Origin of the sequence: Dyella flava (genome assembly GCF_016904955.1) — a bacterium.
Taxonomy (GTDB): domain Bacteria; phylum Pseudomonadota; class Gammaproteobacteria; order Xanthomonadales; family Rhodanobacteraceae; genus Dyella_B; species Dyella_B flava.
The window spans coordinates 40,294-62,560 of the sequence record NZ_JADIKE010000016.1; the positions used below are offsets into that span (position 1 = coordinate 40,294).

General features: G+C 61.0%; 21 protein-coding genes. 10 read left to right on the forward strand and 11 right to left on the reverse strand.

Annotated features, from left to right (window positions below; genetic code table 11):
• Positions 1–124 precede the first annotated feature (124 nt).
• Positions 125–2,458, forward strand: a complete 2,334-nt coding sequence (locus tag ISP19_RS00435) for a hypothetical protein (RefSeq protein ID WP_204678349.1) — start codon at positions 125–127, stop codon at positions 2,456–2,458.
• Here the strand turns inward: ISP19_RS00435 and ISP19_RS00440 are convergent.
• Positions 2,448–3,719, reverse strand: a complete 1,272-nt coding sequence (locus ISP19_RS00440; RefSeq protein ID WP_204678351.1) for a 6-phosphofructokinase — start codon at positions 3,717–3,719, stop codon at positions 2,448–2,450. The two genes, ISP19_RS00435 and ISP19_RS00440, sit on opposite strands and share 11 nt — an antisense overlap.
• Positions 3,720–3,921: 202 nt before the next feature.
• Between ISP19_RS00440 and ISP19_RS00445 the strand changes: the two genes are divergently transcribed.
• Together ISP19_RS00445 and mpl are read left to right on the forward strand one after the other, a co-directional pair.
• A complete protein-coding gene (locus ISP19_RS00445) occupies positions 3,922–4,506 on the forward strand; it encodes an adenylate kinase (RefSeq protein WP_204678353.1) in 585 nt (194 codons plus the stop codon).
• 156 nt (positions 4,507–4,662) lie between these two features.
• Positions 4,663–6,021, forward strand: coding sequence for a UDP-N-acetylmuramate:L-alanyl-gamma-D-glutamyl-meso-diaminopimelate ligase (mpl, locus tag ISP19_RS00450; protein WP_204678355.1), 1,359 nt, complete (start codon positions 4,663–4,665; stop codon positions 6,019–6,021).
• On the opposite strand, the gene ISP19_RS00455 is transcribed toward mpl, so the two are convergent.
• Together ISP19_RS00455 and ISP19_RS00460 are read right to left on the reverse strand one after the other, a co-directional pair.
• A complete protein-coding gene (locus ISP19_RS00455; protein WP_204678357.1) occupies positions 6,018–7,433 on the reverse strand; it encodes a hypothetical protein in 1,416 nt (471 codons plus the stop codon). The two genes, mpl and ISP19_RS00455, sit on opposite strands and share 4 nt — an antisense overlap.
• Positions 7,430–8,362 carry an ABC transporter ATP-binding protein gene (locus ISP19_RS00460; RefSeq protein ID WP_204678360.1) on the reverse strand — a complete coding sequence of 311 codons (933 nt, stop codon included), beginning with the start codon at positions 8,360–8,362 and terminating at the stop codon, positions 7,430–7,432. The genes ISP19_RS00455 and ISP19_RS00460 overlap by 4 nt, the downstream gene beginning before the upstream one ends.
• A gap of 81 nt (positions 8,363–8,443) precedes the next feature.
• On the opposite strand from ISP19_RS00460, the gene ISP19_RS00465 reads away from it, so the two are divergent.
• The 3 genes from ISP19_RS00465 to ISP19_RS00475 all read left to right on the forward strand — a co-directional run bounded on the left by ISP19_RS00465 (position 8,444) and on the right by ISP19_RS00475 (position 11,467).
• The gene (locus ISP19_RS00465; protein WP_204678361.1) at positions 8,444–9,046 is read left to right on the forward strand and encodes an LON peptidase substrate-binding domain-containing protein; all 603 of its coding nucleotides are present in this window, start codon (positions 8,444–8,446) and stop codon (positions 9,044–9,046) included.
• 11 nt (positions 9,047–9,057) lie between these two features.
• A complete protein-coding gene (locus tag ISP19_RS00470) occupies positions 9,058–9,876 on the forward strand; it encodes an SDR family oxidoreductase (RefSeq protein WP_204678362.1) in 819 nt (272 codons plus the stop codon).
• A gap of 250 nt (positions 9,877–10,126) precedes the next feature.
• Complete coding sequence (locus ISP19_RS00475; protein WP_204678364.1) at positions 10,127–11,467, forward strand: sigma-54 dependent transcriptional regulator; 1,341 nt, start codon at positions 10,127–10,129, stop codon at positions 11,465–11,467.
• Positions 11,468–11,517: 50 nt separating this feature from the next.
• Here the strand turns inward: ISP19_RS00475 and ISP19_RS00480 are convergent, their stop codons facing one another.
• From ISP19_RS00480 to ISP19_RS00505, 6 genes are all read right to left on the reverse strand, one after another.
• Positions 11,518–12,873 carry a hypothetical protein gene (locus ISP19_RS00480; RefSeq protein WP_204678366.1) on the reverse strand — a complete coding sequence of 452 codons (1,356 nt, stop codon included), beginning with the start codon at positions 12,871–12,873 and terminating at the stop codon, positions 11,518–11,520.
• Positions 12,874–12,919: 46 nt separating this feature from the next.
• Positions 12,920–13,888, reverse strand: coding sequence for a hypothetical protein (locus tag ISP19_RS00485; RefSeq protein WP_204678368.1), 969 nt, complete (start codon positions 13,886–13,888; stop codon positions 12,920–12,922).
• 11 nt (positions 13,889–13,899) lie between these two features.
• Positions 13,900–14,604 carry a C39 family peptidase gene (locus ISP19_RS00490; RefSeq protein ID WP_239556300.1) on the reverse strand — a complete coding sequence of 235 codons (705 nt, stop codon included), beginning with the start codon at positions 14,602–14,604 and terminating at the stop codon, positions 13,900–13,902.
• Positions 14,605–14,767: 163 nt separating this feature from the next.
• On the reverse strand, positions 14,768–15,661 hold the full coding sequence (locus tag ISP19_RS00495; protein ID WP_204678371.1) for a hypothetical protein: 894 nt from the start codon (positions 15,659–15,661) through the stop codon (positions 14,768–14,770).
• A 38-nt stretch (positions 15,662–15,699) separates the two neighbouring features.
• Positions 15,700–16,356, reverse strand: coding sequence for a hypothetical protein (locus ISP19_RS00500; protein ID WP_239556294.1), 657 nt, complete (start codon positions 16,354–16,356; stop codon positions 15,700–15,702).
• 9 nt (positions 16,357–16,365) lie between these two features.
• Positions 16,366–16,908 (reverse strand): hypothetical protein, encoded by a 543-nt coding sequence (locus tag ISP19_RS00505; RefSeq protein ID WP_204678372.1) that lies wholly within the window; start codon positions 16,906–16,908, stop codon positions 16,366–16,368.
• A gap of 360 nt (positions 16,909–17,268) precedes the next feature.
• Here ISP19_RS00505 and ISP19_RS00510 point away from each other — a divergent pair, with 360 nt between their 5' ends.
• Together ISP19_RS00510 and ISP19_RS00515 are read left to right on the forward strand one after the other, a co-directional pair.
• Positions 17,269–18,483, forward strand: a complete 1,215-nt coding sequence (locus tag ISP19_RS00510; RefSeq protein WP_284385314.1) for an acetylornithine transaminase — start codon at positions 17,269–17,271, stop codon at positions 18,481–18,483.
• 36 nt (positions 18,484–18,519) lie between these two features.
• The gene (locus ISP19_RS00515) at positions 18,520–18,939 is read left to right on the forward strand and encodes a VOC family protein (protein WP_204678374.1); all 420 of its coding nucleotides are present in this window, start codon (positions 18,520–18,522) and stop codon (positions 18,937–18,939) included.
• A 22-nt stretch (positions 18,940–18,961) separates the two neighbouring features.
• Here ISP19_RS00515 and ISP19_RS00520 read toward each other — a convergent pair whose 3' ends face one another.
• Positions 18,962–19,822 carry an ion transporter gene (locus ISP19_RS00520; protein ID WP_204678375.1) on the reverse strand — a complete coding sequence of 287 codons (861 nt, stop codon included), beginning with the start codon at positions 19,820–19,822 and terminating at the stop codon, positions 18,962–18,964.
• 6 nt (positions 19,823–19,828) lie between these two features.
• Positions 19,829–21,112, reverse strand: coding sequence for a glutamate-1-semialdehyde 2,1-aminomutase (hemL, locus tag ISP19_RS00525; protein WP_204678376.1), 1,284 nt, complete (start codon positions 21,110–21,112; stop codon positions 19,829–19,831).
• Between the two features lie 263 nt (positions 21,113–21,375).
• Between hemL and ISP19_RS00530 the strand changes: the two genes are divergently transcribed.
• Positions 21,376–21,570, forward strand: coding sequence for a rubredoxin (locus tag ISP19_RS00530; RefSeq protein ID WP_204678384.1), 195 nt, complete (start codon positions 21,376–21,378; stop codon positions 21,568–21,570).
• 100 nt (positions 21,571–21,670) lie between these two features.
• Positions 21,671–21,871, forward strand: a complete 201-nt coding sequence (locus tag ISP19_RS00535; protein WP_204678386.1) for a hypothetical protein — start codon at positions 21,671–21,673, stop codon at positions 21,869–21,871.
• Positions 21,872–22,267 lie beyond the last annotated feature (396 nt).

Here is a 22,267-nt window from a genome sequence, read left to right on the forward strand (position 1 = left end):
CGGATACATGAGTCTGGCGGCGTGCGTAGCTGCCAAGTCGACGAACACGCAAACGGCGCCATCTACCGGGCCTCGAAGCGAGTCGGCTGTTGAGCCCGTAAAGCCGCAGGCATCGCATTCGCCAGTGCAGCAGGCTTCCACGCAGCAGCATCCTGCGGCAATCGCCGAAACGGCACCGGCTGTAACCGGTCACAGGCAAGCCGCCGTGCATCGCACGCCGCCTGTCGCTGCGGTTCCGAAACCGGAGGTCGTCGGCGATGCCGAAGTGGTGTTGTCCCCCCAGACAACACAAGCCGCCGCGATCAACAATTCCGATGACGTTGGCGATGCCGAGTTGGTGTTGCCCCCTCAGGCGGCAAAAGCTGCCGCGATGGAAGTACTCGATTACGTATGGTGGCTGGCGGCTGCGGTGCTCGCGCTGATTGTTCTCGGCATGCGCTGGGCGCTCCGCCGCGAAGCATCGGAATGGACTCTTGCGCAGCGTGCGCCGGCGCTTGAAGAACATCCCGCACGCCAGGCGTCTGCACCGGTTCCCGACGTTCCGGGTGAGGCCATGCCCGCTACGCCGGCCACGCCACCGGTGAAGATGGAACCGGTTCCGGCAGTGGCTGCTCCTGAGGCGCCAGTGTTGAACCCTGAATCCTTATCCGCTCCCGAGATTACAAGCGAGGCCGTTCCCGTTATGCCAGCGACATCACCCAGTGAGATGGAATCGATTCCGACAGCGGCCACTCCTATGGCGACGGTGTTGAATCCGGCATTCTTCGAGCCGCGCACCACCGTACAGATCACGGTGACGCCGTCACACCGTTCCGACATGGCGAGCGCTCCTGTCCGGGATCTGCGCCGCGCACGGCTGTTGTTGCAGCGGGGCGAGTTGGGGCAGGCGCTGACGCCGATCGCGTCATTCCTGCGCGATTTGCAGCGCGAACGTCCAGCTGAGGAGAGCCCTGGGCGACCGGGGCTGTTGCCGGATCCGCTGTATCTGGATAACAGCCATCCGGTGTCGCGTCTCACCGCCGCGCTTCATGCCGACATCCGCTGGCGACTGGCGCGGCAGAGCCGCAGCGATGCGGACCATGTGCAGGCTATTTGCGCACTGGAAACCTATCTCAGCTTCCGGTCGCAGGACATGGCTGCCCGGTTGCGCCTGGGGCATTGCCTGTTGCATCTGGCGGGACGGGAGAAGAACGCCGCCGCACAAGCGTCGCTATTGCACTACTGCATCGACATCTTGCGGCAGCCCTTCCACTTCGAGGCGGCACATCAGCAGTTGCTGCTCGCTTTGCTGGGTGAAGCGCTCTGCCGTCGCACCCTGCAGGATTCCGTCATCGATCAGCACAGCCAGGCAGAGGCGGAAGACTTGCTGCGTCAGGCCATCGCGATGGGGCCGATGCCGGGTCGGGATGCCACATGGTGGCTGCAGAAATCGTTGACGACGACGGCCGCCGGCATGCAATCGGACCTGGAGCCAGCTCGACTGAACGAAGCCATCGCCTTGTTGCAGGATGCCGTCGAGGCCACCGTGACCAGACCGGAACACAGCCGTTGGCTGGCGGCTCTGCTGCGCGCCGAGCTGAAAGAGGCGCACTTGAATCCCGCGAGCGTATTGGCGCTGCGCCTGCGTCTGCGCGAGTTGCACGCACGGTATGCCGGTGAGATACAAACTGAGACATCGCCGACGATGCTTGCGGCATGGGTCGATTTGTTGTGCGCAATGGCCACTCCCTTGACCGGTGCTGCCGCACAGGCCCGCTATGGCGAAGTGGACGCCGCGCTCGATCGTCTTTCAACGCATGATGCGGACGGCGGCCTGTATGCATCCGCGTGGATCCACATGGCGCAAGGGCGCCTGCGCGTCGAGAGCTGTGCGGGGCGCCGCGATCTGCTGCAACGTGCGGAGTCATTGCTCGCGCCGCACCTGGATGGTGCCGATCCGGCCCTCTGCGTCGAGGCGGGTGAACTCGCGCATGCCCAGGCCTCTCAGGAAGAGGATCTCCAGGAGAGGAACGCAGCCTGCGCACGAGCGCTCGCCTTTGTGCGCCCTGCGCTCGGCTCGACGTCACCGCTCGCGGCACGGGCACTTCGCTGTGCACTCAAAGCGGCACTGGCCTTGCAGCATGAAGAAGAGCGCCGTGTGCTCGCTGCGGATCTCAGCCGGCTGGCGCCTGAGGACACGGAATCGTTGGGCCTGCTTGCGGCCAGTGCCAGTCAGGACGGCATGCCTGCCGACGCCTGCGGTTATCTGGAGCGAGCCGCGCAGGGATCGAAGGCGTTACCTGACGATCTGCTCGAGCTCTGGAAGCATGCCAGCGTGCTATGGGCCAGTCAGTGCGGCAACGATGCCGCATGGCAAGTCAACCAGCATCAACTGCGGTTTGCGGAAAACCGTCGCGGTCGAGGTCGGCCGCCGGTGGTTGACGCGCACCGCACCGTTTGCGTGGCCGCTACGCCTTGAAATCAGGAAGCTTGCGTGCAACGGCCACGTTCTTGAGCTGCACATAGGATGGCAATCCGTTTTTGCCGTAAGGAAGCGGCGCTTCACCCTTGATCAAGGGTGCAAGATAACGCCGCGCAGCGGCCGTGATACCGAAGCCGTCGCGGGTGAGAAATCCGGCCGGCATTTTTTTCTCGCGATTGGCGATCCTGTCCAGCGGCGCCGGCTCGATCTTCCAGCGATACGGCGCATCGGCGGTGCGCACGATGACCGGCATCACCGCGTTCATGTCAGCCAGCGCGTAATCGACAGCGGCCTTGCCCACCGCGTACGCCTGGTCCGCATCGGTCTTGGAAGCCGAGTGACGAGCGGAGCGTTGCAGATAATCAGGCAAGGCCCAGTGATACTTGTAGCCTAGTTTTTCCTTGACCAAGGCTGCGAGCACGGGCGCAACGCCACCGAGCTGGGCGTGGCCGAACGCATCGCGAGTACCTGCTTCGGCCAGGAATTGGCCCTCGGCATTACGAATACCTTCGGAGGCCACCACCGTGCACCAGCCGACGCGTTCGACCGTGGCCTTCACCTTGGCGAGGAAGGCGGCTTCGTCGAACACGCGTTCCGGGAACAAGATGATGTGCGGAGCCGCGTCAGCGCCTTCGCCGGCCAACCCTGAGGCCGCGGCAATCCAGCCTGCATGGCGGCCCATCACCTCCAGGATGAACACCTTGGTCGAGGTGTCGGCCATCGAAGCCACGTCCAGGCTTGCCTCCAGGGTAGAGACGGCGGTGTACTTGGCCACCGAGCCGAAGCCGGGGCAGCAATCGGTAACGGCCAGATCGTTGTCCACCGTCTTGGGGACGCCGATGCAGCGGATGTCATAACCCATGGCCTTGCCGAGCTGGGAGATTTTCAGCGCGGTGTCGGCGGAGTCGTTGCCACCGTTGTAGAGGAACCAACGGATGTCGTGCGCGCGCAGCACATCGATCAGCCGCTCGTATTCGGCGCGGTTGGCTTCCAGTGATTTCAGCTTGTAACGACATGAGCCAAAGGCGCCGCCCGGCGTGTGGCGTAGTGCTTCGATGGCCGCGGCGGTCTCCTTGCCGGAATCGATCAGATCCTCGCGCAGCGCGCCGAGGATGCCGTTGCGTGCCGCATAGACCTTGATGCCGTGGGTGCGGGCGTTCTGGATCACACCTGCCGCGGTCGCGTTGATCACGGCGGTCACGCCGCCAGATTGGGCGTACAGCAGGCGGCCGGTGGCGGGGCGGACTTTGGGCTTCATCGGGCGTTCTCCAGACGGTTCTCAGTGGCCATGTGACAGTAAGGCTGCAAGCTCGGATCTCATAGGGATCAGGCACTTGGCGAAAATTCGGACAATCCGCGGTTTGACGACACCCCCCGCAGACGTTACCTTGACCTGTATTCATTTACGAATCTGTGGAACTGTCGCAGTGTGCGGCAGAACTCGGATCTTGTGGGGTTCTATGCGACTTGTCCTCCTTGGTGCGCCCGGTTCGGGCAAGGGTACCCAGGCCGCTCGGCTGAAGACCGAACTCGGCGTGCCGCACATCTCGACCGGCGACATGCTGCGCGCCGCCGTGAAAGCAGGTACTCCCCTTGGCGTTAAAGCGAAGGCGGTCATGGATGCCGGCCAACTGGTTTCCGATGACCTCCTGCTCGGCATGCTGGAAGAGCGCCTGGCCGAGGCCGATGTCAAATCCGGCTTCATCCTCGACGGCTACCCGCGAAACCTGGCGCAGGCTGATGCGCTGGATCACCTGCTGACCAAGATCGGTCAGCCACTCGATGCAGTGGTGAAGCTGGAAGTGCCGAACGAAGTGATCATCAAGCGTTGCGAAATCCGCTTCGCTGCCGAACATCGCAAGGACGATGATCCGGTGGTGGTGCGCGATCGTCTCAAGGTTTACGCGGAGCAGACCGCGCCGGTCGCCGATTTCTATGCCCGCCGCAGCAAGCTGCAGGTGGTGGATGGCGTGGGTGAGCTGGATGAGGTTACCGCTCGCGTCAAGCTTGCGCTGGCCAACGAAGCGGCCGCAGCCAGCGGTTGATGCCTGTCGCTCCCCCTCCCCATAAGGAGAGAGTGGAGAGGAGTGAGAAGTAAGAGAAGAACCACACCGCTCTTGCTCTCTCTTACTCCTCACTCCTCTCCACTCTCTCTTCGCTCTTAAGAGGGGAGAGGGCGTCAACGCACATACAGGTCTCGCATGCGTCTTCACATCCTCGGTATCTGCGGCACCTTCATGGGCGGCGTCGCTGCCTTGGCGCGCGAACTCGGTGAAACGGTCGAGGGCTCCGATGCCAACGTCTATCCGCCGATGAGCACCCAGCTCGAGTCGCTCGGCATCGCCTTGATGCAGGGCTACCAGGCGGAGCATCTGCAACCCGCGCCGGATCTGGTCGTGGTGGGCAATGCGATGGTGCGTGGCAATCCCGCCGTCGAGTACATGCTCAACCAGCAGCTTCGCTATGTGTCCGGCCCGCAATGGCTGGGTGAGCGCCTGCTGGTCGAGCGAGAGGTGCTGGCAGTGGCCGGTACGCATGGCAAGACCACGACCACCAGCCTGTTGGCGCATCTGCTCGACAGCACCGGATTGGCGCCCGGTTTCCTGATCGGTGGCGTGCCGGGCAATTTCGGTATCTCTGCACGTCTGGGGCAGGGCAAGCACTTCGTGATCGAAGCGGATGAGTACGACAGTGCCTTCTTCGACAAGCGTTCGAAGTTTGTGCATTACCGCCCGCGCATCGCCATCCTCAATAACCTGGAATACGACCACGCGGACATCTTCCCCGACGTGGCCGCGATCCAACGTCAATTTCATCATCTGGTGCGCACCGTCCCGGGCAACGGGCGGCTGATCGTCAATGCGCACGATGCGTATCTCGAAGAAGTGCTGGCCATGGGCTGCTGGACGCCCGTGGAAACCTTCGGCATCGGCAAGGGCGACTGGCAGGCAACGTTGATCGCGGTGGATGGTTCGGCCTTCAGCATACGCTACAAGGGCGAATCGATCGGCGACGTGCGCTGGTCGCTGCTGGGCGATCACAGCGTGATGAACGCACTCGCTGCGCTGGCTGCCGCGACGGCGGCCGGTGCCGATCCGCGCGCACTGTTGCCGGCGTTTGCGACCTTCCAGAGTGTGAAGCGCCGCATGGAGCTGGTGGGCGATATCGGCGGAGTGCGCGTCTACGACGACTTCGCACACCATCCCACCGCCATCGCTACGACCCTGGCTGGCCTGCGTGCAAAGGTGGGCAAGGCGCGTATCCTGGTGGCACTTGAGCCGCGCTCAAATTCCATGCGCCTGGGCGCGCATGCCGACGGACTGGCGCCGTCCCTGGCCGATGCCGATGGTGTTGTCTTCCTGCATCGTCCTGAGTTGCCGTGGGATGCCAAGCGAGTCACCGATGCCTTGCACGGCCGCGCCAGCACGGCGCCGAGCGTTGATGCATTGCTGGCGACACTGAAGACGCAAACCCAAGCGGGCGACCATGTGGTGTTCATGTCCAACGGTGGCTTCGAGAATGCGCCGCGCCGTTTCGTTGCTGCGCTGGGCAGGCCCTAGCCGATCGGTGCGTCGAAACGCGGCGCGCGCTGTTGATATTCACGCTGTGCGGCGAACCACACCGTCAACGCGAAGCCCAGCGTGACCACGGCAAGCACGCCGCCACCGATCAGGTAGCCCGTCGCGCCGACCAGCCAGTAGCCGCCCCAGTACACCGCCATCACGCCGAACAGGATCACCAGGTTGGCGATACTGCGTCCGGTTCTGCTCTCCGGCCCGATCAAATGAAGAGAGAGTGCCGCCAGACTTGCGGCTGCGGACACGATGAGCGCCACGAACAACATGTGCCAGGGATCTGCCGCGTGCACCAGCACCGCACCCAGCGCGGTATAGGTGAGGGCGGTAAGCATGCTGATCGGCACCAGGATCAGCAATGCATCTGAAATGGTCTTTTGATACTCGGCGCGGGTTTCCGGCGCCAGCGTCAGGTACAGGTCTGCCATGTTCGGGCGCATGAGGGCCATGCCGATATTCAGCTGGGGGAATCGCGAGAGACTCAGCATGATCGTGTAGGCGCCAATCACCGCCGGCTCAACCCGCTGACGATGCAACATCGCGAGGAAATAAAAGGAGACGATCACTGCAACCAGGATAATCCGCAGCGCGATGGCTTCGGGATTGTCGTGAGGCAGCAGCAATCGGCGCACCAGCAGCATGCGATGCGCAAGGTCGGGACGACGGGAATAGCCGGCCAGTGCGCGATTCATGGCGCGCTGTGATGTCCAGTCGTACAACGCGTTGAGGCGCTTGCCAAGGCGGCCCAGGCGTTGTGGTTCGCCGGGAGCATGGCGCGTCGAGCCGCGATTCAGGCCGGTACTTTCCAGCGGCGATGTATCGGCTTCACGGTCTTCGATGCGCAACAACGGCGCAAGACTGAACCTTAGCAGCAAGGCAGTCAGCGCCAGGATCAGCAAGGGCGTCAGCGGGGAATGCAGGGCATCATCCGTGAGTTCTACAAAAAAGCGCGGAGCCCACCCAAGCACAATGAAGACGGGCCAGATGAACACGCTGGCGCGTGGGTTGCTGCCCATGAGCAGGCCGAATGCGGGAACCAGCGGCAGGATGCTGGCGATCAACAGGGTATACGGCAGCTTCAGGATAAAGACGAATAGCAGCGGCAGCAGCACCCAGATGGCGATATCGATCGCACCGTATTCAAGCAGGCGGCGGCGAAACTGTGGCAGCAGGAAACTTTCGGGGATGCAGATACTGCGAAGGTTGAATCCCTGGCCGATATGCCAGACCCAGGAGGCCATGCCGAATAGCCAGGCGGTCAAAGGCGCCAACCTCGGTTCGCCGCGCAGCCATTGCACCGCGAAATACAGCGCGGCGAGCCGCAACACGTTGCCCAGCACCACCAGCACCGGGACACGCCGAAACAATTGCAGCCACAATTGCCAGGCGGTGTTCATGCCAACTCCACGAACAGATCTTCCAGGGTCGGAACTTCGATTCGCAGGTTTGCGTTTTCGCGAGCAGCCAGCGCATGCAGGCTGTCGATGACCGGATCTTCGACCAGCAGTATCGCCTGATCGCCCTGCACATGGCTCTTCATGACACCGGCAACCGCGGGTGGCTGAGACCAGCCGTCCGCGCGCTGAAAGATCACTCGCTTCAGGCGCTCGCGCAGTTCGGCCAACGGACGCGTAAATTGGATGCGGCCGTCACGGAGCAGGGCGATGTCTGCATCCGCGCGTTCAAGGTCGGCGGTGATGTGCGTGGAGAAGATCACCGTCTTGCCCGGCGCACGCATCAAGGTCAGCAATTCCCCCATAAAAGCGCGGCGTGCTTGCGGGTCGAGGCTGGCCACCGGTTCGTCAAGGACCAGCAAGTCGGGATCGGGCGCAATGGCGCGCACAATCGCCAACTTCTGCCGCTGGCCTTGCGAGAGCTCACCGATCTTCTGCTTTGCATCCAGTTCCCAGTCGGCAAGCAGGCGATCAACCAGGATCTGATTCCAGCGCGTATAAAACGCTGCGGTGAAATCCAGATACGCGCGTACCTTCATCCACGGGAACAAGTCGAATGTCTGCGGCACGAAGCCGATGCGATGCATACGCTCGCCGCCCGGTTCGATCATCGGCTCACCGAATAGCTCGATCGAGCCACCGTTGATCGGCGACAGCCCCAAAAGGCAGCGCAGCAAGGTGGTCTTGCCCGCGCCGTTGCGGCCAAGCAGGCCGACCACGCGGCCGGTCGGAACATGCCAATCCAGGGCCTTCAGCACCTGGCGTTGCTTGAAGGACTTTTCCAGTCCGCGGACTTGCAGCACGGGCCGCGCAGATGATTCAGATGCAGGCATCGTGCCTGGTGGCGTAGTAGCCGGGTCAATAACAGTCATCCTTGTCATCCCTCGTGTTGACCATCGCACTCTGCCGCGAGCAGGTGTCGGTCGTCCAGTGACAGGCTTTATCATGCGGCCATGGCTGCCCAGCTACCTTTTATTGAAGTGCCACTGTTCCCGCTCAACACCGTGCTTTATCCGGGCGGACAGTTGCAATTGCGCATCTTCGAACCACGCTACCTGGATCTGGTGCGCGAGTGCACGCGGACAGGATCGGCTTTTGGCGTGTGCCTGATCCTGGAAGGGAACGAGGTGGGCGCCCCGGCGCGTCCCGCCGCAGTAGGGACCCTGGCACGCATTACCGACTTCAATCATCGTGAGGATGGTCTGCTCGGGATCGCAACCGAAGGTGGCGAGCGCTTTCGCGTGTTACGCACACGCGTGCGCTCGGATGGATTGCTGCGCGGGGAGGTGGAGCTGTGGCCGAACGAGGCAGCACAACAAGTACCGGTGGAATACACGCTGCTGCAGACCATCCTGGAACGTTTGATTGAAACCATGGGGCCGCAGTGGCGGCACGCGCCGCGGAGTTCTTATGAGGATGCGGGGTGGCTGAGCTTCCGGCTGGCTGAACTGCTGCCCTTGGCCGGTGATGAGCAGCAGCAATTGCTGGAAATGACTGATCCGCTGCGCCGGTTGGCCACGTTGCGCGATATCCTGCCTCGTTTCCAGAAAGCCTGAGAGAGCATTCGATGAGCAACCTTGCCGGCAAGACCCTGTTCATTACCGGTGCCTCACGCGGTATCGGCCTGGCCATCGCCTTGCGCGCTGCGCGCGACGGCGCCAACGTGGTGATTGCGGCCAAGAGCGGAGTGCCCAATCCCAAGCTGCCCGGCACCATTCATACCGCTGCCGCCGAAGTGGACGCGGCGGGCGGCAAGGCACTCGCACTACAGGTGGATATTCGCGAGGAAGCCGAGGTGCACGCCGCGGTGGCGCAGGCGGTGGAGCGCTTCGGCGGCATCGACATCCTGGTGAACAATGCCAGCGCGATCTGGCTGGCCGGCACCGAAGGCACGCCGATGAAGCGCTATGACCTGATGCATCAGGTGAACTCGCGAGGCACCTTCATGGTGACCCAGGCCTGCCTGCCGCATTTGAAGAAAGCGAGTAATCCGCACGTGCTGATGCTGGCACCGCCACCGAACCTGGACCCGAAGTGGTTCGCCCCGCACACCGCCTACACCATCGCCAAGTACGGCATGAGTTTGTGTGTGCTGGGCATGAGCGCCGAGTTTGCGCCACTAGGCATCGCGGTCAACGCCCTATGGCCGCGCACGGTGATTGCCACGGCGGCTATCGCCATGATCGAGGGCGTCAAGCCGGAGCAGTGCCGCCGCCCCGAGATCGTGGCCGACGCCGCTTATGCGATGTTGACCCAGCCGGCTCGGCAATATACCGGGCACTTCGCCATCGACGAGGACGTGCTGCGCGAAGCGGGCATTCATGACTTTGACGGCTATGCCTACCAGCCGGGCGCTCGCCTGTTACCCGACCTGTTCCTGAATTAAATCGTTCAAAATCATTTTTGCCGGCCTGTCATCAGGCCGCCGTGATTCCTGGCGTAGTATCCGATCCACGTCACTTTGATGGCGGGGCTGTTGGTTTGCCTGCTTAAAAAATGACCACATCGAGAGAAACCGGTGTATATTCTGTGAACTGCGCCACATTCTTCGGGCGCAGGCTGGTTTGGGGTTGGGGCATGAACCTGTCCAGGACGGTCAGGGCATTAGACCAGCAATCCTGGAGGGAGGCGTTGCGATGACTAGCGACACGTCGATACGGTGTGTGGTGTGGTTTGGTGAGCCAACCGGTATTGAAAGAACGCGTTTGGCTCAGGCTGGCTGGCACACGCGTGTAGCGGATGCGAATGCACAAGGAAATGGCGTAGGCATCCGGCGTGGCGACGTGGTCGTTGCGATGGCCGATCTGCGCAAAGCCGATATCGACACCTTGGGGCAAATGGCCAAATTGATGGCCGATCATCCACGGCTTCCCTGGCTGGCGTTGCTCTCCGCAGAGACAGTAGTGCAGACGCCGGAAGTGGAACGCGTGTTGCGCGCAAGCATCGATTTCTTTACTGCACCCATCGATATGCAGCGTCTGATCGAGACGCTCGGCAATCTGGCAGGTGATGTACCCGCGCCTATTGCGTATGCCGATGTGCCCGGCATCACCGGTTCAAGTCCGGCGATGATGGCCGTGGTCGCCAGCCTGAGAAAATATGCGCCGGTGGATCTCCCGGTATTGGTTACCGGCGAAACCGGTACCGGCAAGGAAGTGGCAGCACGCGCCTTGCATAAATTATCGCCGCGACGGGATCGGCCCTTCGCGGCGATTAATTGTGGTGCGCTGCCGGCGAATCTGGTGCAGTCGGAGCTGTTCGGTCATGAACGCGGCTCTTTCACTGGCGCCAATGCGCGGCGTATCGGCCATTTCGAAGCGGCTGCAGGTGGTACCGTCTTCCTGGACGAGGTCGGCGACCTGCCACCCGATGCGCAGATCAGCCTGCTGCGATTGTTGCAGGAAGGTACGCTGGAGCGCGTCGGCTCCACGCAGTCGATCAAGCTCGATGTACGGGTGCTGGCCGCGACCCACGTCGATCTGGAAAAAGCCGTCGCACAAGGCCGTTTTCGCGAGGACCTGTATTACCGGCTCAATGTACTTCGCCTGCGCATGCCTGCGCTGCGCGAGCGCGCCGATGACGTGCTGCAACTTGCCCAGCTGTTCCTGGATGCGTTCCGCAAGCAACACGATTGCAACGCGCGCACATTCAGTGCGCTGGCGCGCAAGGCGTTGCGCGATTTCAGTTGGCCTGGAAACGTACGCGAGCTGCTCAATCGCGTGCAGCGCGCTGCCGTCGTTGCAGAAGGTGCGCAGATCAGTGTGGCTGACCTGGATCTGCAGGATGTGATCACCACGCGTACCGGCCATTCAAGCCTGGGTCTTACACGTACTTCGGCCGAGCGTGATGCCGTCGTCGCCTGCCTGCGTGAAACTCGCTTCAATATCAGCGAATGCGCGCGCCGCCTCAAGGTGTCACGCGTCACCATCTACCGACTGTGCAAGAAGCACCAGCTCGTGCTGGAAGACATGCATTGAAAATAAAGCGGACGCGCAGGCGCAATGCCTGCGCGTCCGTCTTGCGATGCTCAGAACATGTAGGGGATCTTGAACGTCAGTGTGAAGTCCGGCGCATCCGGCGTCATGCCCATGCCGAGGATCGTCACGATCGTCGTATGCGGACTGGCTGCGTAGGTGAACCCAAGGTTCAAGACGGCCGCATTGGCCTGGCTGCCAATGATCTTGGTCCACGGGCCGCCCGTTTCACGCAGCGAATCCTTGCCGTTGATGCGGTCGCTGAAAGAAAGGCTCAGGCTCGCTCGATCATTGAAGGCAAACGCAATGCCGGCGCCGTAGTAATACACGTCGGACAGTTTCACGCTGCCCGGCGTGGTGACTTCAGGATCCGTATCGATATCGCTGAAGCTGCGAATAAAGGAATGGATGTAGCCGATATTGCCGAAGACGATCGCCGGATCGATCGTCTTGACGAATGACGAGGCCAACGTTCCCTGCCATACGCCGTTGCCTGTCGGTTGCCTGTCCGGCACGGCGAATTCCTCGTATTGCGAACTGGCGACGTCGAGCCATTTGATGCCATAGGGTGCCTGTCCGGTGGGTGCAGTCACGCCGAGCGTAAGTACCGTATCGGGACGATAACGGGTTTCTGTGAGGACCTTGTAGTTGACCGAGAAGTTGACATCACCCAGCCCTTTGCCGGTAGAGCTGGCTTCATCGAGCGCGGCGGCCGAGCCACCGGCGCCGCCTTGTTGGTAATCCGTACTGCGACCTACATAAGGCACATCGAGATTCAGGCTGAGCCGAGGCGTGATCGCATAGCGACCGATCAGGTCGTTGGTTAGCGAATCGGAGGTGACGCGGTCGATGGCGATATTGCCGAGGAAGATCGAGTTCAGTGCCAGGAAGCCATTGAGCGTGAGCTCGGCACGATCGTAATGGTTGTAGGTCAAATCGTCTTCGAGCGTGAACTTGCGGCTGAAGTAGGCGTTCTGTTGCTGCTCCAGTACATCTTGCACGCTTCGGCTTTGCGTCGACGTGCTGGCCTGTGCCGCCTGGGTGGTCGAGGCCGCCTGGGAGTTTTCGACCGACGCGTTATTGCCGGCAGTACCTGCATACGGGGACGCAGTCCCAGGTGCCGCTTCGGCAGGCAGCGGTACGCCGCCAACCTTCCCGGCGAGTCGTGCTTGCAGCGCCTGCACTTCGGCATCGAGTACGCGCAGCCGCCGCACTTCCTGCGCGTAATTGACTTTCAGCATCTGCAATTGGCGGACGAGTTCCTGCACGTCCGCCTGATTTTGCGCGCTGGCCGCCTGGCCAGCGGCGGTGGATGCGGTGGATTGGGCATCCTGTCCAAAAGCGGCAAAACTCGCTAAACCAGAGATCCAACTGCATGCCACAGCGGTGGCCAAAAGTGTCTTGCGCATGATCGTATCCCCTGCGTGGGAGCGCGTGCTGGGCTAGGGCGCGCGCTCAGTGGCCGTTGAGATGGGACAGGTTGAGCGACTGCGTCAGCGAATGAGCGAGCTGTTCCGTCGAACTCAACTGCTGCGTGACGAGATTGATAATCAACTGATTGGTCACTACCGCGTTATCCGTCGTAAGCGCGATGGTTTGGCCGAGGCTTCCAGCATGAATCCATTCCGAGGTTGAACCTTGTCCGGCGATCGACGTGGTCACCTCGGCGCCGGCATTGGAATACGTCGATGAAACCGAGGCGTCGCCGACAGTGGCCGTGCGGCCATTAGCTGAGTTGACTCCGGTGTTCGTCGTCGTGGCTGGCGTGTTTCCGTTGGATGTGTTGCCGTAGTCCCCGTTTCCTCCTGTAACCGTGGTGGTGGAAGAACCGATGTTGATCATCGATCCGTCGATGTTGATGCTGGCTGATGACGGCGAAGGTGAGTTGGTGGAGCTTGTCGTTGTACTGCTATTGCTGGTGCCGGACGTGTTGGGGCCGCTTCCGCCATTTTGTATGTTCAGGATGGTGACATTGGCTGTTGCGTTGTTGTCACCGGCAATTTGTACGCTTTGAACCAGGCCGCCGACATTGGCGATACCGCCGCTTTGCACGCTTCGGCTCACCAGCGGTTGAACTGTGGATGCGGTCGGAAGCGGCGCATTAGGCGTTGTGATGGTGACCGTCGGTACAAAGGTCACCTGCGGCGAATTGGGGTTCTTGTTGAAATTCATGCCCAAGGTCATGCTGCCCTGGACGGTTTGTCCGTTGCTGGTCTGGAAGGTGGAAATCATTTCCACGCCAAACCACACAACCGTGTTGTCACCTACGGTGTAGCGCCCACGCATGGTGGAAAGTTCTTCATCGGTGACATCGTGGATACCTGCGCCAAGATGCTCATCGGCGTTATCGTTGGCCAATGCGGCCGCGCATCGGCACCCGAGAATGAGTGCAAGTGCAGTGAATATCAGTGAACGCTTATACATTGCCGGATCCCTCAAAACGAATTCAGATCGGCGTGAGTAAAGCCGAAATCCAGTAATTCGGCGTCAGTGATGGCGCCGCTCCCTTGGCGTGCAAAAAGGCTCCGTGCGCTGGGCTTGTCGACCGGCTGAAGCAGAACGGTGTTGCGGTCGAAGTCGCTCCCAATCACGACGAACAAAACGTGCGATGGCCAGGCTTTCATGAAGTCGTTCAGCTGCATGGTGCGGTTGCCGAGAATGGGGTCGGCAAGTTCGACCTGATCGTCATGCACTTGTTTCAGGACGACAAAGTGCCGGTAGCCGCGCACATCCATCAGCACGATCACCGGTACGCGCAAGGTGCGAAGCCGGGTGGCGTCCACGCGATAACCACGTCCGCGGAAGCCAAGAAGCTCGACGTAGTGTTTGATGTCGAGCATGGAAAATCCGCGCTGCCTGACCAACACCGGGTCGGCGACGCCAAGCATGCCGTCGATCACGGTGTTCTCGTCGACGGGCAGGTTATAGGCATAGCGCAGGATCGTCGCCAGTGCAGCGGCACCGCAGCTGTAGTCGGTGTGCTGCCGGACGATATTGGCGAAATGGATCTCCTGCATGCTGTTGACGCGCGTGACGTATTGCGCGCCATTGGGCAGCACACCAGTGAAGCTCACTTCACCTGCGTAGGCATGCGTGCTCAGGCACACGATGGCGAGCCCGAGCAGGCCAATGATGTTCAAGCCAGCAAGTCGCACGTTCCCTCTCCCCTCGTCCTTACGAAGGGAAGACCCCCTGCCCGCAGGGGACGGGCAGGGGGCTTCCACATGGTGCCCGGCGGCATGTCGCCGGGTTACCGCCCTCGTTGCCGTCTCGCGACGGCGCATTGCTCCTAACCAATCTCCATTACTTGGGGTTGGCGACTGCCATGGACAGGCTGTTGCTCTGCAGGTTGCCGGTGCCCGAGGCTTGGTTTACACCGATATTGCCGCTGGCGCCGCTGAGCACATCACCCGACAGATTGGCGTTGTTGCTGGTGTTCTGCTGATAGAAGCAGAATTCGTCGTACGGGTCGTTGGAGACCTTGTTGCCAGACCATTCCTGATCGAGCGTCGAGGTTGCCAGTGCATACACGTTGTTCGACGTGGTGGCGGCGGCGAGCGAGTTCAGCTGCTCGTTGTTGTCGCCCGACGCCTGGTTCACACCAATGTTGCCCGACGCGCCGTTGAAAGCATCGCCGCTGATGTTGGTGCTGTTGGTCGTGCCCTGGTTGCTGGTATTGGTGCCCGACAGGCTCTGGTGAGCAAACGTTTCGGCGTCGGCCATGCCGCCGGCGCTGCTGCTGCCGGGATCTCCACCGCAGTTGCCGTAATCGCAACCAAAGGTGAAGTTTGCATCGCCCGACGATGACGATGACGAGCCAGCTGCCGCGATCGCGGCGCTGTTACCCTGAGCGTTGAAGTCGCCTGCGGCCTGGTTCACGCCCACGTTGCCCGATGCCGAGTTGCCAACGTCTCCGCTGATGTTGGAGTCATTGACGACCGCGCCGTTGTTCGACACCCAGTTGTAGTTACCGCTCTGTGTGCTCTGGGAAAGCGCAACTGCTGCAGCATTGATGTCGATGTTGCCGCTGACGTAGGGATTGCCGTTGACGTTGATGTTGGAGCTCAGCGAGATCTTCTTGGTGATCTTCACGCTCGTGCCGCTGCTGCCGTCGTTGTCGCCGGCATATGCCAGCGAAGCGCCAAAGGCGCTCAGTACGGTCAGTGCTATCAAAGTCCTTCTAAGATTAGCGTTCATGGTGTCCTCTCCAGTTAACTGGGTATTTCAGGTTGCATTCAATGCGAGGAAGGTGGCGCGGACAACAAAAGCAAGTTGTCCGATGCATTGCCAGACCCCGCGACCTGGTTGAGTTGCATCACACCGTTGAATCCTTCCATTGCGGACGGATCGACTCCCACGCTCCGCGTGCCGCCGGCCTGTGCATGTGGATTCGACGATGGTTGCCCCCCTGCCGACGCGGAGACAGCGGCCGACAGGGTGCCGTCCGTCGCTTCGCGTATGCCTTGACTGGCCAGCGTTGCCGCAACGCCGTTCAACTGGGTGTTGCTGTTGCCGCTGACCTGATTGATGGAAGCGATACCTTGACCGTTGTCATAGGCATTGCCGCTGATGATGGCGCTGGCATAGAGCGTTGCGCCCGGTGTTGAATAGTTGCGTGTGTGTTGCTGTGCCTGGATCAGCGTCTGGGCCTGCGATCCCAGGGCGAACGCATGCAGGTTGCCTTGAAGATTGCCATTGCCGGCCGCGGTGTTGACTGAACTGATGCCCTGTGTACCTTCCAGCGCGTTGCCGCCGATGGTGTCGTTGTCCAGGTAATTGAGCATGGCCGCGTAGCTTTCCGGGGGCGTGGATTGCGCCAATGCACTTGCGCACATCGCGAGGGCTAGTGGACTAGCCATGCGTACTGCAAGGCGGCGGAGCGAGCATTTCATGGCTTACCCCTAGTGGCCGCCGATCATGGGAATTTGCGAGACGGCGTTGGTCACCTGGTCGCCAAGGCTTCGCGTGCTGTCGGTAATGGAGCCTGCTGCGCCGGCCGGGCCGCTGACCAGATTGCTCACGCCATTACTGGCGGTGTTTCCCCCCGCGTTGTTGCCGCCGGTGTTGATACCCAAGGCCGAATTCAGGGAGCGCTGCACGCTGTTCTGGCCGGAACCGCCATTGCCGGAGCTGACATTGGCGGTAAGGTCGGCGATTTCCGTATCGGTCATCTCGCCGCTGCTGCCGTTGCCATTGATGGCGCTGTTGAGCTGCGGGTTGGGTGACGCGTTGACCATCAGCGCCATCCCAGGTGCGGTGGGGTTACGGTCGGCGGGACGCGCCGCAACGTTACGGATCAGCACGATGTCACCAGGCCCGGCCTTCTGGGCTACGTGCGCGCCGTCCGCAAATGAAATGGTGGGCGACAGCCCCATCGCAGAGATGATCGCGACGGATGCGCAACGGCATACCTGGTTATGGATACGTTGGCGGGTGCTGTCCATGGGCGAGCCTCCCCTCATTTCCCTAATGAATGGAGGGCAAACACCGTGCCAGCAGCTGAAAACCCAGCAAAACCGCGGCCTTCGTAAAGACTACGTCGACGTGGCGTGGAGGGAGTTGTCACAGCCTGTTACAGGCGCAGGCGGCAGGAAGCGCGGAGGAACGTTGCTGTGATGCGGTTTCCCCCGGGTGTAACAGAACTGATACAGCTCGCGACAGCATGCACAACGCTTGCGTATGGCCGAAAGGCTGGCGTCAGCGAGACGGGCTGGCTAGGATGCTTTCACCCCAATCTTCATCCCATGGCACGGTCGTTGCGGCCGTGCCATGCATTCCACACGTATCAAATACAGGAGTCTTTCGTGTCTTCTCTGGTCGATCTCGGCAAACGTTATTGGCTGCCGGTGTACAAGCCGCGCGATTTGGTGCTCGATCACGGCAAGGGGGCGCGGGTGTGGGACACGGAAAATCGCGACTACGTGGATTTCGGCGCCGGCATTGCCGTGAATGCGCTAGGCCATCAGGATCCGGACCTGCTTGCCGCGCTGACCGCACAGGCCGGCAAGCTCTGGCATAGCAGTAACGTGTTCTACACCGAGCCGCCGTTGCATCTGGCGCAAGAGCTGGTGGAGGCGTCTGGCTTCGCCGAGCGTGTATTTCTCTGCAACTCGGGCGCGGAGGCCAACGAAGCGGCGATCAAGCTCGTGCGCAAATGGGCAACTGCGCAGGGACGATCGCCGGAACAGCGGGTCATCATCACTTTCCGCGGTTCATTCCATGGGCGCACGTTGGCAACGGTGACGGCAACCGCGCAGCCTAAATATCAGGAAGGTTACGAGCCGCTGCCGGGTGGATTCCGTTACCTGGATTTCAATGACGCAGCTGCCCTGGAACATGCGTTCGTCGCCAATGATGTGGCTGCCGTGATGTTGGAGCCGGTGCAAGGCGAAGGCGGCGTGCTGCCGGCTGCGCCAGGCTTTCTCAAGCGTGTCCGGGAGCTGTGCGATGAACATGGTGCGTTGCTGGTGCTGGATGAAATCCAGTGCGGCATGGGGCGCACGGGTACGCTGTTCGCCCATGCACAGGATGACGTGACACCGGACATCGTGACCTTGGCCAAGGCGCTTGGTTGCGGTTTTCCGATCGGGGCCATGCTGGCGGGGCCGAAGGTTGCCAGTGTCATGCAGTTCGGCGCGCACGGCACCACGTTCGGAGGCAATCCGATGGCTGCCGCCGTCGCACGCGTGGCGCTACGCAAGCTTGCTTCGCCGGCGTTGCTGCAGAACGTACAGCACCAATCTGCAAAGTTGCGCGAAACACTCATGTCACTGGGTTCGGAGTTCCAGATCTTTTCCGAGGTGCGTGGCCGCGGTTTGATGCTGGGTGCGGTGTTGTCGGAAAAGTATCGTGGCAAAGCGGGCGAGATCCTTGATTTTGCTGCCGCTCATGGCTTGTTGGTGTTGCAGGCAGGTCCGGATGTGCTGCGTTTCGTGCCGCCGTTGAACATTGGGCATGAAGATCTTGCCGATGGACTCGCACGCCTTCGTGCTGCATTAAGCGCGTTCGTCGCACGGTAATAAGTTTGATCAGGCGGTAACGATAGGAATATCAGTATGAAATATCTGCACAGCATGGTTCGCGTGCGCGACCTTGACGCTTCACTGCGCTTTTATTGCGAAGGGCTTGGCCTCCAGCAAGTGCGCCGCATGGATGTGCCCGAAGGCAAATACACGTTGATTTATCTGGCTGCACCGGAAAGTCCTGAGTCGGAAGTCGAGCTGACTCACAACTGGGGTTCGGATAAGGATTACGGTTCCGCGCGCAACTTCGGTCATTTGGCGTTTCGCGTAAAGGACATCTACGCGACTTGCGAACACCTGCAGTCGATGGGTTACACCATCAACCGTCCGCCGCGAGATGGACATATGGCTTTCGTGCGCTCGCCGGATCTGATTTCCATTGAGTTGTTGCAGGAAGGACGCCTGCCGCCGCGCGAACCGTGGGCGTCCATGCCGAACACTGGGGTCTGGTGATCTTTGGATGGGTGTAACAACGTCAGTCGTTATCGGTTGGCAGCACGGTGCCGCAGATCCGACAATAACTGGCGTCCCCTTCATGATCGGCCTGGCCGCATTGCGGGCAAGGCCGATACTTGCGCTTGGTGCGCATGCCTGCCGCCAATTCTGCGGTAAAAATGCCAGTGGGTACGGCAATGATGCTGTAGCCGATCAGAATGATCACTGAGGTCAGCATCTTGCCGAGCGTGGTCTTTGGCGTGATATCGCCGAAGCCCACAGTGGTCATCGTCACGATGGCCCAGTACATCGAGGTGGGGATGGAGGTGAAACCATCCTCGGGGCCTTCGATGAGATACATCAATGCGCCGAAAATCAGCACCAGGGTCAGAATCGTGCTGAAAAAGACCAGCACTTTGCGGCGAGCGCGAATCAGCGTGGACCACAGCAGATCCGCTTCGCCCACATAACGCGTGAGTTTCAGGATTCGGAAGATGCGCAGAATGCGCAGCGCACGCACCACCAGCAAATACTGGCTTCCCGCGGCCACCAGGCTGATCCAGGTCGGCAGCACAGCAAGCACGTCGACAATACCGAAGAAGCTTCGTATGTAACGCCATGGCCGGTCGATCACGAGAATGCGCATCACGTATTCCAACGTGAAAGCGAGCGTAAACAGCCACTCGAGTGCATAGAAAAGCTTGCCGTACTGCGCATGCGCCTGCGCCACGCTATCGAAGACGGCGACGGTGATGCTACCCAGGATGGCAATGATCAACAGGACGTCGAAAAGGCGTCCCGCTGCGTCTTCGTGCCCGAAAATGATGTGGAACCAGCGCGCACGCCAACCCGTTTGCGTAGCAGGGCCGAATGCATCGGCAAAGGGCTTGTGCCTGGTCATGGGTGGTCAGCCGGCGCGTGCCATACGCATGGCGGCACGGGCGGCATCCAGTGTCGCCGCGATGTCTTCGTCACGGTGTGCCGATGAAAGAAAGCCCGCTTCGAATGCACTGGGCGCCAGATAAATACCGTGCTCAAGCATGCCGTGGAAGAAGCGATTGAACATCGCAGTATCCGCAGCGGTGGCCTGTGCGTAGCTGTGCACCTTTTCGTGGGTGAAGAACAGGCCAAACATGCCACCTACCCGGTTGGTGCTGAAGGGAATGCCCTCGCCATCGGCCACGGCCTGCAGCCCATCCGTAAGCAGCCGGGTACGTGCGGCAAGTGTGTCGTAGAAGCCGGGCGCTTGCACCAGTTCCAGCATTGCCAAGCCTGCGGCCATGGCCACCGGATTTCCGCTTAGGGTGCCCGCCTGGTAGATCGGGCCGGCGGGCGCGATCTGCTCCATCAGATCCCGACGGCCGCCATAGGCGCCTACCGGCATGCCGCCACCAATGATCTTGCCGAAGGTGGTGAGGTCGGGCGTGATGCCGTATTGCGCCTGGGCGCCGCCGAGCGCGACCCGGAAACCAGTCATGACTTCGTCGAAGATGAGCAGCGCACCATGGAGCGTGCAGAGTTCGCGCAACCCCTGCAGATAGCCATCCTTCGGCGCAATGCAGTTCATGTTGCCGGCAACCGGCTCGATGATGAGGCCAGCGATATCAGCCCCTTGCTCAGCGAAAAGTGCCTGCGCGGCGGCAAGATCGTTGTAAGGCAGGGTCAGCGTGAGATCGGCATTGGCTTTGGGGACGCCGGGCGACGTGGGTACGCCAAAAGTGAGCGCGCCCGAGCCGGCTTTGACCAGGAAGCTGTCACCGTGCCCGTGATAGCAGCCTTCGAATTTCACAATCTTGCTGCGACCGGTGGCGCCACGTGCGAGGCGGATGGCGGACATGGTTGCTTCAGTGCCGGAGTTCACCATGCGCACCATGTCCACCGATGGCACCAGCTTTACGATCGTTTCGGCCATGGTGACTTCGGCGGGGCAGGGTGTACCGAACGACAAGCCGTCGCGCACCGCCCGTTCGACAGCCTCGCGCACTTTGGGATGGTTGTGTCCGACGATCATCGGTCCCCACGAGCCGACATAGTCGATGTAACGCTTGCCCTCCACATCCCATAAATAAGCGCCGTCGGCGCGTGCGGTGAAAAAGGGCTCGCCACCCACCGACTTGAATGCGCGTACAGGGGAATTCACGCCGCCGGGCATCAGTTGCAAGGCGCGCTGGAACAATTCGTGATTCGTCATGGGGAAACTCGATCAGGGGGTCCAAGAGTGAATTGCTGCTTGCTGTCGCTACATCCGGCGACGAAGATCAGGGGCATCTGCGCCCGCTGTTCACGGTACGTCATTGTCCGGCGTGGTCCCGTCTATCGCCACCCACGACATCCCCGGTGCGGCGTTGCGGCAACTTGCATCACCTTATGGTCAGCACTTTAATCCGGCCCGCTTTCGCATTGGCGGGGGAGTTGCGAGAATGTGCCATTAACCTACATCTGGTGACGTAATCCATGAATCAAACTTCCACCGAAACCACCTTGCGCAAATGGATGTGCGTGGTTTGCGGCTTTATCTATGACGAGGCACTGGGGTTGCCGGAGGAGGGTATCGAGCCGGGTACACGCTGGAGCGATGTGCCAGATACCTGGACGTGTCCTGATTGTGGCGCGACCAAAGACGATTTCGAGATGATCGAAATCGACTGATCTGCCGCGCGCTGCCTGCAAATCGCCCGATTTCGCCAGCGCGCTGGCCGTTTTCCCTGCTGGAATGATCCTCGCGAGATCCCATCCCCGAGGAATGGCCATGCAGCAATTCATCCCCTTCGAAGACGACTGGGACGCACTGGAACAGCTGCGTCCCGAAGCATTGGTGCCCTATCGCGTCGGCTTGGTCCCGGCGCATGAGCCGTTAGCCAGCCGGACGGCGAACTCCGCAGCAACCGACGCCCATTGGTCCGCTCATGCGGTCGTTGTGGCGGTTGCGCCCGCCGAAAAATCCGCCTGAGGTTGAGCCTGTTTGATAAGCCAGGGCCCTTTGCGGGACGCCCTGGCTTTTTGCCCTGCAGTTAGCGTGTCGGAGTCGGGCGGATAGACGCCTTGTGGCGGGGCTCCATGGGCGACGGTCACGTGTCCGTCATCAAATCCGCTTTTACCCCTTCACAGACTCCCGGGCAGGCGCTATTATTTCGACCCCTTCGACGAGAAGTCGCCGGTTGAAGGTTCCCCTCCCTGAAACAACTTTCCAAAAATTGGGTGTTGACGGAAGGCGAAAGAGATGTAGAATGGGCGGCTCACCCGGAACGAAATGTTCACGGGGCGATCTGAAGAACAGGTTGCAAGTGATTGATCTTTGACAGTGTGCGCAGGTGACTTGTGTGGGCGCCTTGCGGTGGATGGAGTA

Coding starts and splice junctions, on each gene's coding strand:
- ISP19_RS00440 (WP_204678351.1), bottom strand. CDS start 3,719: ATGAAGCCCAAAGTCCGCCCCGCCACCGGCCGCCTGCTGTACGCCCAA.
- ISP19_RS00445 (WP_204678353.1), top strand. CDS start 3,922: ATGCGACTTGTCCTCCTTGGTGCGCCCGGTTCGGGCAAGGGTACCCAG.
- mpl (WP_204678355.1), top strand. CDS start 4,663: ATGCGTCTTCACATCCTCGGTATCTGCGGCACCTTCATGGGCGGCGTC.
- ISP19_RS00455 (WP_204678357.1), bottom strand. CDS start 7,433: ATGAACACCGCCTGGCAATTGTGGCTGCAATTGTTTCGGCGTGTCCCG.
- ISP19_RS00460 (WP_204678360.1), bottom strand. CDS start 8,362: ATGACTGTTATTGACCCGGCTACTACGCCACCAGGCACGATGCCTGCA.
- ISP19_RS00465 (WP_204678361.1), top strand. CDS start 8,444: ATGGCTGCCCAGCTACCTTTTATTGAAGTGCCACTGTTCCCGCTCAAC.
- ISP19_RS00470 (WP_204678362.1), top strand. CDS start 9,058: ATGAGCAACCTTGCCGGCAAGACCCTGTTCATTACCGGTGCCTCACGC.
- ISP19_RS00475 (WP_204678364.1), top strand. CDS start 10,127: ATGACTAGCGACACGTCGATACGGTGTGTGGTGTGGTTTGGTGAGCCA.
- ISP19_RS00480 (WP_204678366.1), bottom strand. CDS start 12,873: ATGCGCAAGACACTTTTGGCCACCGCTGTGGCATGCAGTTGGATCTCT.
- ISP19_RS00485 (WP_204678368.1), bottom strand. CDS start 13,888: ATGTATAAGCGTTCACTGATATTCACTGCACTTGCACTCATTCTCGGG.
- ISP19_RS00495 (WP_204678371.1), bottom strand. CDS start 15,661: ATGAACGCTAATCTTAGAAGGACTTTGATAGCACTGACCGTACTGAGC.
- ISP19_RS00500 (WP_239556294.1), bottom strand. CDS start 16,356: ATGAAATGCTCGCTCCGCCGCCTTGCAGTACGCATGGCTAGTCCACTA.
- ISP19_RS00505 (WP_204678372.1), bottom strand. CDS start 16,908: ATGGACAGCACCCGCCAACGTATCCATAACCAGGTATGCCGTTGCGCA.
- ISP19_RS00515 (WP_204678374.1), top strand. CDS start 18,520: ATGAAATATCTGCACAGCATGGTTCGCGTGCGCGACCTTGACGCTTCA.
- ISP19_RS00520 (WP_204678375.1), bottom strand. CDS start 19,822: ATGACCAGGCACAAGCCCTTTGCCGATGCATTCGGCCCTGCTACGCAA.
- hemL (WP_204678376.1), bottom strand. CDS start 21,112: ATGACGAATCACGAATTGTTCCAGCGCGCCTTGCAACTGATGCCCGGC.
- ISP19_RS00530 (WP_204678384.1), top strand. CDS start 21,376: ATGAATCAAACTTCCACCGAAACCACCTTGCGCAAATGGATGTGCGTG.
- ISP19_RS00535 (WP_204678386.1), top strand. CDS start 21,671: ATGCAGCAATTCATCCCCTTCGAAGACGACTGGGACGCACTGGAACAG.